The organism is Nocardia sp. JW2, from assembly GCF_051843015.1.
Classification (GTDB): Bacteria; Actinomycetota; Actinomycetes; order Mycobacteriales; family Mycobacteriaceae; genus Nocardia; species Nocardia coubleae.
The window spans coordinates 276086-291015 of record NZ_JBPXLK010000001.1 but is presented as its reverse complement, the minus strand read 5'-3'; the positions used below and the strand labels follow the sequence as shown (position 1 = coordinate 291015).

The following is a 14930-nucleotide window of genomic DNA, read 5'->3' as shown; positions in this document are numbered from 1 at the left end:
CGGCGAGGACAGGCTCGTCCGCCGCGGCGGTGTTCACGTGCGGCGCCGGGTTTCGTTGAGCGTGTCGGCGAGGGTGCGGTTCATCTCGGCGGCCGCGGCCAGCTGTTGTTGCAGCAGCACCACTTTGCGGCGCAACGCGGTGGCGTCCATCCGGTCCAGGCTCGGCCCCTCGGCCGCGCGCACCCAGTTGCGCACCGAATTCGCGTGCACGCCGATCTGTTCGGCGACCACCCGGCACGCCTCGGACTCGCTGCGCAACTTGTCGGTGAGCGCGATGACCTGTTCGACGGCGGCGTTGCGCACCTCGGGCGAGACGCGGCGGTAGGACCGGTGCGGCATCATGGCTGGTCCTCCTCCGGTGCCTGGCCTCTCGGGTGGTCGCCGAACTCGCTGAACCGCTGGTTCGTGTCGTGGATTCCGCTTTCTTTCTCCGACACCGTGAACTCCATGTGGAAGGGGATGCCGGGACGGCGATCCTCACCGATCTTCAGCAGAAACTTGCCGGTACCCGGCGGCGACGGCCGCTGCTGGCCCGGTTTGAGCGCCTCACCGGTGAGCGCCTGCGGCGCCGACCATCCGGTGACCATCTCCTGTTCGGCGGCCGTGAACGGCACCGTCGAATCCAGTCGCGAGATCTCTTCGGCGGGCAGGGCGCCGAAGATCTTGGCGCGGGCGCGTTCCAGGAAGCCGATGGCCTTGGCGATGGCGGCATCCGAACCCAGCGCCTGCAGGTCCTTGATGGTGTGGCTGATCATGATCAGCGCGGTGGCCAGGCCACGTTGCAGACGGGTCAGCTCGTCGACGCGGTCGACCATGAAGTCGCCGAGCCCGAGCACCTGCCACAACTCGTCCATCACCACCTGGAAGTAGCGCTGCGGGCCGAGTTTCGCGTCGGCGAGCACGTGCGCCGCCTCCACCGAGGCGAAGCCGTCGGCCCAGCAGGCCAGCATCACGGCGGCTTTGAGCTTCTTGTCGCCGGTCGGGATGTGGGACACGTCGATGCACACGGCGACGGCGCCGGTGTCGATGGGCACGCTGGTCTGGCCGTTGAAGATGGCGCCGAACGGGCCCTGGGTGAGCGCGCGCAGCGAGCGGCGCAGATGCTTGATGGCGTGGGCGTATTCGTCCTCGTCGTCGGCGCCCGCGTCGAGCATGAGTTCCGGTCCGCCCGCGACGATCACCTCGAGGAGGTTCTCCATGATCGGCGGTTTGTCCGGGGCGTAGCCGCTGCCCGGCTGGTACAGGATGCGCAGGGCGGTGGCGATGAGCGTTTCTTCGAAGTCCGCCACCCGGGCGCCGCGGACCAGTTCCACGAGACCCGCGATCAGGGTGACCTGCCGGGCGCGCAGATCCTGGAGCACCTGCAGTTGCAGCGCCGGGAACTCCTCGAGCCGTGGCACCACCGAGCCGAGCACACCGGCGGCGAGCGGGTTGAGCTTGCCGTGCCCGTAGCCGAGGTCGATGACCTGACCGCCGACGAGTTCGACCATCTTGCGGTAGTCGGGTTTCACGTCGGCCAGGATCAGCGGGGTGATGCCCTGGGCGATGCCGCCGAGCACGATCCGGCGCACCAGCGAGGACTTACCGAAACCGTTGAGTCCCAAGACGAAAAGGCTCGGCGCGGTGATGAAACTGCCGCGCATGAACCAGTTCATCGGGTCGAAGCACACCGGGGCGCCGGTGTGCAGATGCGAACCGAGCGGGGTGCCGATCAATGGTGCGCCCGCGCCGACGGACCACGGCCACAGACCCGCGACCTGCGCGGTGGTCGCCCGGTACTCCACGGGGCGGCCGACCACGTTCATCTTGCCGCCGCCCGCGCCCGAGTAGCCCCGGTCGGTCAATTCGGCGGTTGTACGGTCGAATCCGTCCTTGACGACGGCCTCGGTGCGAGCCTGGGCGTTGTTGCGGCGCAGGTCGTCGGTGTGGATGCGGAAGGTGGCCCAGGCCGCGCGCAGACCGGACTGTTCGCGCGCGATCATCTCGTAGCGGGCGCGGGTGGCGTCGTCGAGCAGCGGGGGGCCCTGGCGACGTTCGGGTTTGGCCTTCGACCGCGCCGAACGCCCCGCACCCATGGCCCGGTCGGCGGCGTCGTCGGGGCGGATCGGACGCGCGGCCTTGGCGGGGCGCGCGACCTTGGCCGGCCGCTGCTTCTTCAGCTTCGGGGGCTGCTTCGCCTTTCGCGGCGAATCTGGTTGTGGACGTTCGTGTTGCAGTCTAGGCCCGTGGTCCTCGTCGCGCAGACCGCTGATCCGACGCCGCTCGGCGTCGCGACGCGGGTCACGGCCCCGCCGCTCCCCCGCTCCGCGCCGCCCGCGCCCATCGTCGGGGCGCGGTCGGCGTTGATCCGCGCCACGGGCTCGTTCGCGGTCCGACCGTGTCGGTTCCTCGCGCGACCTGCGCTCCCCCGCCGAACGTTCCTCACCCGCGCGGGAGCCCCGCGACGGGTCGTCGCGGTCGGTGCGCTCGTCGAGGCCGAGCACGTCGTCGCTCACGCGCGACGTGCTCCCCGCGGGACGTGGCTCGCGTTCGCCGCGGATGCGTGGTGGCCGGTGGACCGGGCGCAACGCGATGTCGTCGCGGTCGCGCACCGGGGGTTCGTAGTCGCGTCCCATGATCGCCTCACCCCGCCAATGCCTTCGGAATGGTCGCGTGTTCGGGCAGGATCACACCGCAACCGAGAGAGGCCGCGAACGCCGCGGACTGGTACCGGTAGCACCGGCGGATCTTGAGGCGAGCCTGCGTCGACAGGTCACGCGTGATGGCCTCGATGCGCGGCAGGTCACCGCGCAGCGGTTCGGTGATGGTCACCAGGGCGCCGAAGCGGGTGACACCGTGACCGCGCGCCTGTTCCTCGCGCGCTTGCTGGGTCGCGCCGACGCGCAGCGTGGCCGCCGCCGACACCACACCGCGTTCGCTCTGCTGGGCGACGAGCGCGTTCTTGAAGTCGTCGTCGACGATCTCGGCGGCGTCGGCGGCCGAATGCGGCCGGTAGACGATCGCGATGCGTTTGCGTGGCACTTCGGGATTCGGCGCGAGCAACCGCTGCAACACCCGTTCGTCCACGGCGCCTTCCGGGGCGGCGTCCATCTCCCAGGTCACCGAGCGGCCGCCGTCGTGGATGAAGTGGTCCCACTTCTCGTCGTAGGACACCGGGCCCGCGTCGTCCCAGCCGAGGCCGTGCCCGCCGGGGTCGGCGGCGGCCACCTCGAGGTCGGCCTGGGACGCCGGGTCGTAGCTGCGCCGGATGAAGGAGATGACCTCCTCGGCCGACATCGGCTGCGCCCGCACGCCCGCCTCGGCCAGCGCCGCGCAGATACCGGGCAGCCGTCGCCCGATCTCCACGGCCTCCTCGGCCGGGTTCTTGCGGCGTTCGGCGGTGGTCGCCTTGAACGTGATCGCCACGCGCGGCAGCAGTTGCACACGCTCCTGCGGCAATTCGGTGGCCAGCTCGTACATCACCTGCTGGGCCAGGTCGGGGGCTTCCGGACGGGTGATCGTGGAGACCTCGTTGAGCAGGCGGTTGCCGGTCTCGGGCACGGTGTCGATCACCGGGACCACCGCGACGATGTCGCTGGTCTGGCCCACCGACGCCAGGAACGTGCCCCAGGCGGCGACCCAGCGGTCGATCACCGGCTGGTCGACCGCCTCGTGACCCTGCGGCCAGGCGCGCAGCACCACCGTGTACTGCGCGAAGGCGGGCAGGTGGATCATCCCGAAGTGGTAGCCGCCCGCGTCGATGCCCTCGTAGAGCTTCGACGGGGCGAGCAGCCCCGGCAGTTTCGTGACGCCGCCGGGGATCCGGGAGAACCGGCCACCGCGGTACACGTGCTCGCCGTTGCGGCGCGAGCGCATCCAGTTGAACATCATCAGTCCCGTCTCATAGCCCGAACGGCCCCCCGTCCGCCACACCAGCGGCACCATCACCAGCGCGCCGAGGCCGCCGACGATGAAACCCCATTTGAATCCGCCGACCATCGCACAGACCAGTGCCGTGATCACCACGACGAAACCGATGACGGTCTCTTCCCAGCGCAGGCCGAAAAGGCCTGCGCTGCGCGGTTTCTGCCACAGGCCGTAGGAGCGGCGCTCGTAGGTGTCGGTCGCGGAGGTGCTCATCGCGGAATCGTGCTCCTGCCGAGGTCGGGTGAACGGTTGGCCCAGCGGTCACCGGCCACGTCGCCGGCCCGTTCGTCGGCGCGGGCGGTGGAGGCCGCCGCGGCCCGAGCGGCGGCCATGTTGCGGGCCGCGCCCGAGGGCACCGATCCCGAACTGGCCGGTGGCGGCGCGGATCCGCCACCGCGGGGCGGCGGCGTGGGTCGTGGAGCGCCGCCGCGCTGGGCGGCCGCGCCACCGGCCCCGCCTGCCTGGTTGCCGAAATAGCCTGCCGTGCCGGGTGCCGCGACGGGTCGCGCGGCCACGGCCTTGGTGCCGACCGCGCCGAGCGCCATCGCACCGAGCGCCACACCGCCCGTGGCGATCAGACCCGAGCCGCCGGTACCGACGGTGGCCACGGCGGGCGCGACCAGACGCATCAGCGCGGGCAGCACGAACGCCACGCTGCACAGCAGCACCAGCGCGACCAGCATCCGCTGGGCGTCCTCACCGCTGGGCAGCCCACCCGAGGCGGTGGTCTCGTCGGTATGCCCCGCCGTGGTGAACGCGATCATGTACACGATCGCCGCCACCGGTTTGAACAGCATGAACGCGATGATCCAGCCGACCAGTTTCTGATACGACTGCTTGCCCGTACTGGTCGCCGACGCCGCCGCGGCCAGCGGCAGCACACCCGCCGCGACCACGAGCAGACCTTGGCGCACGATGGCGAGCACGATCTGGGCGAGCGCGCCGAGCAGGCCGACGATCGCGATGATCAGCACCAGGCCCGGCGAAAATGCTTGCAGCTTCGAGGTTTTCACCATCAGCTCGGCCATGTTCTTGGCGTTGCCGCCGGTGGCGTCGGCGATGATCCACTCGGAGAACTTGTCCGAGGCGCGCGTACCGGCCACGATCACCGCGCCGAGCATCCACGAACTGAACACCACGCGGGCGAACAGCCGGAACGACTCGGCGGCCTCGCTCACGGCCGCCCCGCGTCTGGCCTCGGCCAATCTGCCACCGGTGATGATGACCGAGGCGATCAACAGCAATATCTGGATCTGATACGTGTAGTCGTTGATCTTGGTGAACAACGCGCCCGAGTCGCTCACCGCCTCGTTGGGCACCTTCATCCAGAAGGTCAGGGCCAGGATCAGCGCCTCACCGAGACCCTTCATCAGCGAGTCGACCACCTTGCCGAAGGTGGAGTCCCACGCCTTGTCCTTGACCGCCGTCGCGGCATCGCCCGGGTGCGTGGCGGCATTGCCCGCCTTGCAGACCGCCGACGCGGCATCACCCAGCGAGACACCGGGAATGGCGACGCTGTCGAGCGTGTCGTGCAGTTCGTTGCACGCCTCGTCGAAGCCGTAGGTCTGACCGTAGGCCACGGTCGGGGTCGCGATCATCACGGTGAAGATCACCGCGAATATTGTGACGATCCGCCTCAGCATTGTCGGCACCCCTCGATGGTTGGTCACCATGTCGTCCACCCCGCCAGCGATTCCACGTATTCGGTCCGGTTGTTGGTGGTGGTCGACGGTTTCAGCCGCCAATCACCGTCGTCCCACACCACGATCAGCCGCATGGCCGCGTACAGCTGTTTACCGTCGACCACCGGACCGCGCGAGGCAAGTCGCACGATCGCCATGTCGTCGGCGTAGTCATCGATGCGGAAGGCGTCGGAGGCGACGAAGTAGCGCGTCACCTTCTCCGGCTGCTGCTCGGGCAGTTTGTCGGCGGCCAGCGCCGAGTCGTAGGCGGCCAGCTGGGTGGAGCTCACCCGCAGCTGCGTCACGTACAGGTCGCGATCGGCGGGCCTGGCGTTGAGCCGGTAGGTGATCTGCGCGGCGGCCAGCGCGGCGCCCTGCGGGGTGTGCGCGTAGCCGACGGCCAGTCCGGCCTCGATCCGCGACGGTCCGTCGGAGGTGGAGAACGGCACCGACGCGCCGTAGACCCGTTGCCACCCGTGCGGTTTCGTGGTGCCCGCCGGGGCGGCGGTGAGCCAATCCGGATCGGCGGGTGTGCGCCGCGTGCTCGGGTACTGGGCCAGCGGTTGCCCGGCCGGGTTGTTGGGGATGTCGACGCGCCTGCCGAACAGGTCGACCTCCGGTTCGGCGAAGCCCGTACCGCCCGCCGCCTGCGGTGGTGGCGGACCGGCGTCGATCTCCCCCTCACCACTGCTGGTGAAGTACACGACCGCGCCGACGACCAGGATGAGGGCGAGCAGGGCACCGGAGGCGATCATGCCGAACGACGCGCGGTCGCGCGTCGACGCCTCCTTCTCGCTCACTGCGGTGCCTCCAATGTCACGATGTCGGGTGGTAATTCGTCGATCGCGTCGACGGGTCGGGTGGTGGACTCCGGGTCGGGTAAGCGCAGTCGCCAGTCTTGTCCGTACCAGCTCACCGCGGTGTGGTTCACCGCGCGGGAACTGTCCGAGTACTCGGTGTAGACGTCCACACGGGCTTGCTCGTCACGGTATTCGGTGATTTTGTAACCCAACAATTTCGGCGCGTACTCGGGCGCGGCGGGCCCGGTGATCGACAGCTGCACCCGGTTGATCGCCCACTCGTCGCGTGCCGGCCCGGGGACGAGGCCCCGGTTGACGACGGTGGCCCAGTCGTCGTCGGGTGCCACCGACAGCCGGATGGTGTGGGTGAGTGCGGCCAGCCCCGCCCCGCGCGGCGAGTGCTCGAATCCGGTTGCGGCGCCCTGCTGTAGCTGGGCGGGCCCCTGATCGGCGTGCGGCAGGGCGATGCCCTGGTAGTGCTGCCAGCGCACGCCGGTCGGTGCCGAGGACAGGTCGGGGCCCGCGTCCTGCTCACCGCAACCCGCTGCGGCGGTGAGCAGGGCGATACCGACCAGCACCGGTCGTGTCACTGTGGAATTCATGGTCGTGCCTTCGTCGTCCGCTGCCTCACGCCGGCAGGAATGCCAGCGCGATCGCCGACGCGGTGCTGGCGACCGCGGCGCCGATCAGGCTCATGAGCACACCGTGTGAGGCATCGTTGACGGCGAGGTCGCTGCGGAACGCGATCCACAGCCGACCCGCCGACAGGATCATCCAGGCCAGGCACGACAGCAGCACGAACCACAGCAGCCAGTTGAGCAACTGCATCAGCGGCGCGAGCACGTCGGCCGGGATCTGTTTGTAGGCGAGCACGGCGATCACTAACCGATGACCGCATTCATGATCGTGCCCGCGCTGGTGGCGACGACACCGCCGATCATCGCGCCCGCGACCATCTTCGGCGACTCGAGGCCGCCGCCGGTCCAGCGCTCCCACGCGAACTTGCCGCCCGCGTAGGTGATGCCGCAGATACCCGACAGCAGCACGAACCAGGTGAGGTATCGCACCAGCTGCAGGATTTTCTCCGAGCCGGGAGGAGCTTCCGGGGTCGGGTTACCGACCTGGGCAAGCACGGTGCCGTACGTGTCCTGCACGGCGAGGAGGAGCATGCTCATCGGGTGCCTTTCTCCCACTGTAAAGGTGTTGTGCCACAAACACTTCGACGCCGACACACGTTTGTACACCACAGACGGCCGACGCGCCCGGCCGTCATGATCGACCCCGCTGCGCCGCCGAGGAGATCGGCGAACCGAGGCTCGTCCTGATGGCGGCGACCAGATCGGTTCCCAGCTCACCGATCTCGATCGGGACCTCTTCGAGCGGGTCCGGCCTGCGCTTGCGGGCCACCACCTCGTCGCCCGGGGACCACACCGGCAGTGCCTCGGATTCGACGAGAGTCCATTCCTCGAACCACGGCACCTGCCAGACGTGCCCGGCCAGCGAACCGACCACATCGCGGTAGCGGCGGATCTCGGCGGGCATCCGCCCGGGCCGCGCGGCGACGGTGATCAGGCCGAGCACCAGCGACGGTCCGGCAAGGCCCGCGTGATGCTGGCGCAGCAGATCGTGGGCACGGGTGAGTCCCGAGATGGTCTCGCGCGCAACGAGCACCACGTAGGGCGATTCCCGGTCGAAGACACCCGGCCAGCGGCCACGGGCGTCCGCGGCGGGCGCGAGGACATGCGCGAGCGTGGTGGCGCCTGCCCCGCCGTGCACGCCGAGCAACCAGACCAGCGGCGCCCGTCCCACCCCGGGGACCGGGCGCTCCCAGATCTTGGCGCGCAACGATTCAGGCGGCGCGACGACACCGGCGGGCGCGTCCGGTTCACGACGACGACGTAGATTCATAGCTGCCGTCATGATGCCACTCCCGCGAGCAAGCTCCCATATGCCGCACGCGTCGCCTCGGCGAGCTCACTGTGGCGAACCAGTTCGCCGCGCGCCAGATGCGGGTCGTAGGGGATCTCGACGACCTCACGCACCCACCCCGACAGGTGTTCGCGCAAATGCTCCGCAACGCGCGAATCGTCCTGCGAATACTGGTGGGAGACAACGATGGTGGTGTCGGCCACGACGCCCGCGCCGTCGTCGCCGTAGTGGTCGTCGAGCCATTCCAGGGTCACCCGCAGCCGATTGGCGGCGTCGACCCGGGCCGGAATCGTCAGGACGAGCGCGATATCGGCGTCGTCGAGCAGGGGGCGCAGTTGCCGTCCGGCAATCGGGTTGCCGCCGTCGTAGACGGCGGTGTATCCACCGGCGTCCAATGCCCTGGCGACAGTGAGATATGTCGCGCGCCGCCGCAGCGGGGTCGCGTCGCGCCAGAGCAGCCCGAATCCGGAGGTGGACCGCGACAGGCAGTCCTCGATCGGGGCCGGTTCGTCGTCGCCGCGCCCGTAGACCCACGACTGCAGGTTCACCGGGTGCAGGTGTTTGTCGGCGCCGCGCAGGGCGAGGTCGCTGCCCGCGGCGGTGGCGTCGACCGCGACGGTCACCGCACCGTCGATCGCCGAGGCGGCGGCCAGGCCGAGAGTGGTTGTCGTGGTACCCGCGCCACCGCAGCCGCCGACGACGAGGATCGGCCTGCGTGCCCCGCCGGAACGGGCGCCGCCCCTGCGCCGCAACCGCACCACCGGAGCCGGATCACGCGCGAGGTCGTCCGACGGGTCCCCCTCGGGGGCCTCGTCGAGCCATCGGCTCCAGTCGTCTGTCATCGCCTTGCTCCTTACCCTGCCGCGATGCCCGCGATGAGCGTGCGATCGCCGACGCGCGTCGTTCGCACCAACTGCTTGGTGTAGGTGGCCGGTGCCCCCGCGGGCCGGAATTCGGTGACCTCAACGGTGTACCGCTCGGGGGCGACGGTGGTGATCCGCACGCAGTGCGTCGTGCCGACCGGAATGGAATCGATGCCGCGCTGGATCACCGCGGCCGAGGACACCTCGGCGTCGGGGGTGACCACCGCGCGCGCCTCTGCACCCGATCGGGTCACGTAGTAGGCGTGCTGGAAGGCGAGCACCGCGTCGGGGCCGGAACCCGTGCCGCCGGGTTCGGCGCTGCGGACCACGAGTTCGGTGCGCTCGGTCGGGCAGGCGCCGCCGGCGTCGGCGGTGAGGTTGCCCGCCGTGAAGTGCAGCGGGGTGGCCGGTTGCGCGGCGTGGGTGCTGCCGCGTCCGAACAGCAGGAACATCACACCGGTCGCGGCGACCACCAGCACCAGCACGGCGATCGCGAGCACGACCCACGAGCGGTTGCGCTGCCGGGCCCGCCGTTCACGCAGGGCGCCGGAGGGTTCGAGCACATGCGCTTCGTCGTAGTCGTCGGCGGCATCGGCCCACGGGAACTGGACGAGTTCGGCGTCGTAGTCGTCGTCGGGACCCGGCGCGTGTTCCACCCAGTCCGACCAGCCGCCGGTGAATTCGCTGCGCCGCGCGGCGTGTTCGGCCAGCGGCACGGGTTCGGGCACGTAGGGCCGCGTTTCCATGATCGGCGCCGGCTCGCGCTCCTGCGCGTAGTAGTCGACGGCCGGTTCATCGCGGGGAGTCGTGTGGTCCGCGAGCGATTCGGAATCGTCCTCGGCGAAGCACGCCTGGTCCCGATCGGCGGCGACGAACGAGTCGCGCTCGCGCGTCCGGAATTCGGCGATCGGGGCGGGATGGTGCTCAGCGTGCCGATCCGCAGCGGGATCCTGCCCCTGCCGCCGGTCATCGGTACGGGGCGTGGTGTCGAACCCGGCTCGGCGGTCCTCGGCACGCACCGGCGTCTCCTGCTCCGCCGAGCGCGGTGCCGGGTCGGCACCCGGGTCCGATTTGGTGAAGTCGCGGGCGGTGAAGTCCTCGGCGGAGGCTTCGTCGGCTTCGGGGGCCGGCTTGGTCCAGGGCTGTCCGGAGCGCTCGACGGGCGTGGCCGGGTGGTCGGCCGTCGGGATGCGCTCGGGGCGCTGCGAATATCGGGCGGGGGCCTCGTCGTCGCCCGCCACCTGCTCGGTGGTGTCCTGGCGCGCAGGGTCGGCCGTGTCGGTTTCCGGCTCCAGCGCCGAGTACCAGCGCGACAGTTCGTTGTACGACTTCAACATTCCCCCCTTTCCGCTACGCCGGGCACATGGATTCGCATCGATACCTCTCGGTACTCAGTTCACTGAGAACAGTCTGGTAGGTGATGGTTCGGGTGTCGCGGCAGGCGGAGTCGTCGCGCCGCCGGATGAGGCGCCATCGGCTCCTGTCCCGAACGGAAATTGTCCCCCATGACCGGGTTTCGATGGCGTAGGCTCGCCGGTTCGGCTGGTGAACAGGCCGGGGTCGGGCGTGTCGGGCCCACCGAGCGGTGTCGCGCCGCGCCCGGAGGTTGCCGCGGCGTCGCGGGCGATCGCGGCGAACCAGTCGGCCACGTACTGGGTTGGCGTCGCGCCCTGGGCGCCGACCCCGATCTGGGAGTAGGCGACGTGACGCTGCATGGAGTCCCAGTAGCGCACCCAGGTGGTCACGTCCAGCAGTTCCCGGTTGTCGGTGACGTTCTGCGCCACCGCCGTGAAGGCCTCGTTCACCAGGCGTACACCGGTGGTCGGCGGGATCAGTTGCGCGACGGCGCCGACGAGCTTCGTCCCGAGCAGCGTGAGCCCCGCGAGCGGGTTCGACAGTGCCGCCGTGGCCAGTTCGGCGATGCTCGCCGGCGTGAGCACGGTCTTCACCACGGTCGCGACGGAGTTGAGGCCGATCATGCCCACCTTCAGCAGCGCCTGGAACGCGGCGTTCACGTCGAGGGTGGCGCGCGGGTCGGCGGCGTCGGCGAGACGCTGGGAGATCGACTTCTTCGGCGAGAGCGAGACATCGGCCAGCGTGCTGCCCGCGATGTCCTCGTTCACCACGGTCGAGGCGGTCTTGATCGAGGTGAAGGCCAGAGCCTGCGCGATCGAGACCAGCGAACCGATGGGGTCGCCGCCGGACAGCTTCACCTGACTCACCAGGCTGGTCACCGCCCGCATGAGTGGCGCGTTCTGCGGTGCGTCGCACGCGAGATCGCCTGTGGCACAGAAGCTTGCGACGCGACCCGTGAGTTTGCCGTAGTCGCCCGCCCGGTCGTAGCGGGAACCGAGGCCGCCGCCGGGGGCCGGGGCCTGACGAACCTCGCCGAGGTCGGCGACGGCGGTGCCCTCGGTGCCGGGTGCGGCGAGCGGGGTGGCGCGGTCGGGTGCGCCCGGGAACAGCGGCGCGTTCACGCCCCGGGTCGGATCGGCGAACAGCGCGACCGCGGCGACCTTGTCGGCGGGCAGCACACCGGTGCCGGAACCGACCTCCTGCGCGAACAGCGAAGCCACATGGGCGCCTTGCGAATACCCCACCACGGCGATGCGCGAGTCCGGGCACCGCTGAGCTACCTGCGTGGCCATCGACCGCAACCGCTCGAGGCCGCCGTCGACCGATTCGGTGTAGGGCACGGCTCCGCCGGGAACGGCACCGCCGAAGCCCGCCTCGTAGGGGACGTAGGCGCGGTCGACGAGTCCCGGTTCGGCGGCCGCGGCGAACAACGGCCGGAAGACGGTGCTCAACATGCCGGTGTCGGTGCTCGGCGCGGCATCGGGCGAGGACTCCCCCGTGCCCTGAATTCCCAAGGCGTACAACGCAGGACAGGCATCGATGGCCACGCGTGTCGACGGTGCGACGGGGGTGACCTCTTCCGCGGCGGCCACCCCCGCCGACACCGACGCCGAGGCAACGGTGATCGCGATCATCGTCACCGTGAGTCGTGTCGTGCACCGAGCCATATCGATCCGCATCACAGTCCGTTTCGGCTGACCAGTGGAACGTTGAAACGCAGTAAACCGTAACAGATTCCGGGTATCCGAACCCCTGCCCTAACCGGCCCTTCCGCTGCCCTCCCCCGCCTCCCCGCGAATTTTGGCCAGACTCAGGTGCGGGGAGACTTGGGGACGCGGCAAGCTAGTCGGGGGTGGCTGGGTGAGCCCGTACCCCGCGAGTTACCCATGTGCTCGCGAGATCACGGGATACGGACATGACCTGACCAGCTCATTTGCGGTGGGGCTCGCTGGCCGTGGGGGCGGGAGTCAGGCGGCTGAGGTTACCCTGTAGACGTCGTACACCCCTTCGACATTGCGCACCACGTTGAGCAGGTGACCCAGGTGCTTCGGGTCGCCCATCTCGAAGGTGAATTTGCTGATCGCCACCCGGTCGCCGTGGGTGGCCACCGACGCCGACAGGATGTTGACCTTCTCGTCGGCGAGCACCTTGGTGACGTCGGAGAGCAGCCGGGTGCGATCCAGCGCCTCGATCTGGATCGCCACGAGGAACACCGACGACGGCGACGGCGCCCACTCCACGTCGATGATCCGTTCGGACTGCGACTGCAGCGAGCCCGCGTTGGTGCAGTCGGTGCGGTGCACGCTCACCGCACCACCCCGGGTCACGAAGCCCATGATCTCGTCACCTGGTACGGGCGTGCAGCATTTCGCGAGCTTGGCGACGGTGCCGGGGGCGCCGGGGATGAGCACGCCCGCGTCGCCGGTGACCCGCTGTCTGCTCGGCGTGGTCGACGGCGTGGAGCGTTCGGCCAGCTCGTTCTCCACATCGCCGATGCCACCGAGCTGGGCCATGAGCCGCTGCACCACGTGGTGCGCCGACACCTGGTGTTCGCCGACGGCGGTGTAGAGGGTGGAGATGTCGGTGTAGTGCAGTTCGTGCGCCACCGCGGTCATCGCGTCGACGCTCATCAGCCGTTGCAGCGGCAGCCCGACGCGGCGGACCTCCTTGGAGATCTGTTCCTTGCCGCTCTCGAGTGCCTCCTCGCGCCGTTCCTTGGCAAACCACTGGCGAATCTTGGCCTTCGCGCGGGGCGAGACCACGAAGTTCTGCCAGTCGCGGCTGGGTCCGGCGTTCTGCGCCTTGGAGGTGAAGACCTCCACGACCTCGCCGTTCTCGAGCTGACGTTCCAGCGCGACGAGCCTGCCGTTGACGCGGGCGCCGATGCACTTGTGGCCCACCTCGGTGTGCACCGCGTAGGCGAAGTCGACCGGCGTCGACTTCTGCGGCAGCGTGATCACGTCACCCTTGGGGGTGAACACGAAGATCTCCGGCGATTTCAGGTCGAAGCGCAGCGACTCGAGGAACTCGGCCGGGTCGGCGGCCTCACGCTGCCAATCGAGCAGCTGACGCATCCACGCCATGTCGTCGACCTCGGCGGCGTCACCGGAGTGCTTGCCCTTGGTCTCCTTGTAGCGCCAGTGCGCGGCGATGCCGAACTCGGCGGTCCGGTGCATGTCGTGGGTACGGATCTGCACCTCGAGTGGCTTGCCGTCGGGGCCGACGACGGTGGTGTGCAGCGACTGGTAGACGCCGTAGCGCGGCTGGGCGATGTAGTCCTTGAACCGGCCCGCCATCGGCTGCCACAGCGAGTGCACCACGCCGACGGCGGCGTAGCAGTCGCGGACCTCCTCGCACAGGATGCGCATGCCGACCAGGTCGTGGATGTCGTCGAAGTCTTTGCCCTTGACGATCATCTTCTGATAGATCGACCAGTAGTGCTTGGGCCGTCCCTCGACGACGGCGTTGATCCGCGACGCGGCGAGAGTGTTGACGATCTCGGCGCGCACCTTCGCCAGGTAGGTGTCGCGCGACGGGGCCCGGTCGGCGACCAGGCGCACGATCTCGTCGTACTTCTTGGGGTGCAGGATCGCGAAAGCGAGGTCCTCGAGCTCCCACTTGACCGTGGCCATCCCGAGCCGATGTGCCAGCGGCGCGATGACTTCGAGGGTTTCCTTGGCCTTCTTGGCCTGCTTCTCCGGCGGCAGGAAACGCATGGTCCGCATGTTGTGCAGCCGGTCGGCCACCTTGATCACCAGCACGCGCGGGTCGCGGGCCATCGCGATGATCATCTTGCGGATGGTCTCGGCCTCGGCCGCCGCGCCGAGGTTGACCTTGTCGAGTTTGGTCACGCCGTCGACGAGGTGGGCGACTTCCTGGCCGAATTCCTCTTTGAGCTGGTCCAGCGAGTAGCCGGTGTCCTCGACGGTGTCGTGCAGCAGGGCCGCGACCAGGGTCGTGGTGTCCATGCCGAGTTCGGCGAGGATGTTGGCGACCGCGAGCGGATGGGTGATGTACGGGTCACCCGACTTGCGGAACTGCTTGGCGTGGCGTTCGTCGGCCACGTCGAAGGCGCGCTGCAACAGCGCGAGGTTGGCCTTCGGGTACAGCTCCCGGTGCACCGTCGCGAGGGGTTCGAGCACGGGCTTGACCGCCGCGATCCCGCGCTGACCGGTCATCCGCCTGGCGAGCCGGGCACGCACGCGCCGCGATGCCGAACTGGGCACCGAGGCGGTGGGCGACTGCTTCGCGGGTTCGGGCTTGCCCTGGGCACCACCGGTTGGCGCGGCGTCGGTGGACCCCTGCCCAACCTTCGCCTCGCCGAGTTGTCGAGTCATGCCACCACCTCTCACGCCGCATTCGACCTTGTCAGCCGACTGCTGCAACCGCCCGGA

At 69.5% G+C, this 14930-nt stretch carries 13 protein-coding genes; all 13 read right to left on the bottom strand.

Going from position 1 to position 14930, the window contains the following annotated elements; genetic code table 11:
- Positions 1-33 precede the first annotated feature (33 nt).
- Entirely contained in the window at positions 34-342 is a 309-nt protein-coding gene (locus tag ACSVDM_RS01345) for a transposase (RefSeq protein ID WP_067493524.1), read from the bottom strand.
- Positions 339-2615 (bottom strand): hypothetical protein, encoded by a 2277-nt coding sequence (locus tag ACSVDM_RS01340; RefSeq protein ID WP_439262122.1) that lies wholly within the window; start codon positions 2613-2615, stop codon positions 339-341. Before ACSVDM_RS01340 ends, ACSVDM_RS01345 begins: the two co-directional genes overlap by 4 nt.
- Positions 2616-2622: 7 nt before the next feature.
- Complete coding sequence (locus ACSVDM_RS01335; RefSeq protein WP_067493522.1) at positions 2623-4119, bottom strand: SCO6880 family protein; 1497 nt, start codon at positions 4117-4119, stop codon at positions 2623-2625.
- Positions 4116-5519, bottom strand: a complete 1404-nt coding sequence (locus ACSVDM_RS01330) for a hypothetical protein (RefSeq protein WP_255284032.1) — start codon at positions 5517-5519, stop codon at positions 4116-4118. The genes ACSVDM_RS01335 and ACSVDM_RS01330 overlap by 4 nt, the downstream gene beginning before the upstream one ends.
- 53 nt (positions 5520-5572) lie before the next feature.
- Entirely contained in the window at positions 5573-6388 is an 816-nt protein-coding gene (locus ACSVDM_RS01325; RefSeq protein WP_439262119.1) for a hypothetical protein, read from the bottom strand.
- Positions 6385-6990 carry a hypothetical protein gene (locus ACSVDM_RS01320; RefSeq protein WP_067636140.1) on the bottom strand — a complete coding sequence of 202 codons (606 nt, stop codon included), beginning with the start codon at positions 6988-6990 and terminating at the stop codon, positions 6385-6387. The genes ACSVDM_RS01325 and ACSVDM_RS01320 overlap by 4 nt, the downstream gene beginning before the upstream one ends.
- Before the next feature lie 25 nt (positions 6991-7015).
- On the bottom strand, positions 7016-7270 hold the full coding sequence (locus tag ACSVDM_RS01315; RefSeq protein ID WP_067493516.1) for a hypothetical protein: 255 nt from the start codon (positions 7268-7270) through the stop codon (positions 7016-7018).
- Positions 7270-7563 carry a hypothetical protein gene (locus ACSVDM_RS01310; RefSeq protein ID WP_067493819.1) on the bottom strand — a complete coding sequence of 98 codons (294 nt, stop codon included), beginning with the start codon at positions 7561-7563 and terminating at the stop codon, positions 7270-7272. The genes ACSVDM_RS01315 and ACSVDM_RS01310 overlap by 1 nt, the downstream gene beginning before the upstream one ends.
- Before the next feature lie 94 nt (positions 7564-7657).
- On the bottom strand, positions 7658-8308 hold the full coding sequence (locus ACSVDM_RS01305) for a hypothetical protein (protein ID WP_067493514.1): 651 nt from the start codon (positions 8306-8308) through the stop codon (positions 7658-7660).
- The gene (locus tag ACSVDM_RS01300) at positions 8305-9159 is read right to left on the bottom strand and encodes a MinD/ParA family ATP-binding protein (protein WP_356984133.1); all 855 of its coding nucleotides are present in this window, start codon (positions 9157-9159) and stop codon (positions 8305-8307) included. Before ACSVDM_RS01300 ends, ACSVDM_RS01305 begins: the two co-directional genes overlap by 4 nt.
- An 11-nt stretch (positions 9160-9170) precedes the next feature.
- Positions 9171-10517 carry a hypothetical protein gene (locus ACSVDM_RS01295; protein WP_439262116.1) on the bottom strand — a complete coding sequence of 449 codons (1347 nt, stop codon included), beginning with the start codon at positions 10515-10517 and terminating at the stop codon, positions 9171-9173.
- Between the two features lie 54 nt (positions 10518-10571).
- The gene (locus tag ACSVDM_RS01290) at positions 10572-12170 is read right to left on the bottom strand and encodes a cutinase family protein (protein ID WP_439262648.1); all 1599 of its coding nucleotides are present in this window, start codon (positions 12168-12170) and stop codon (positions 10572-10574) included.
- 333 nt (positions 12171-12503) lie between these two features.
- Complete coding sequence (locus ACSVDM_RS01285; RefSeq protein ID WP_067636147.1) at positions 12504-14873, bottom strand: RelA/SpoT family protein; 2370 nt, start codon at positions 14871-14873, stop codon at positions 12504-12506.
- Positions 14874-14930 lie beyond the last annotated feature (57 nt).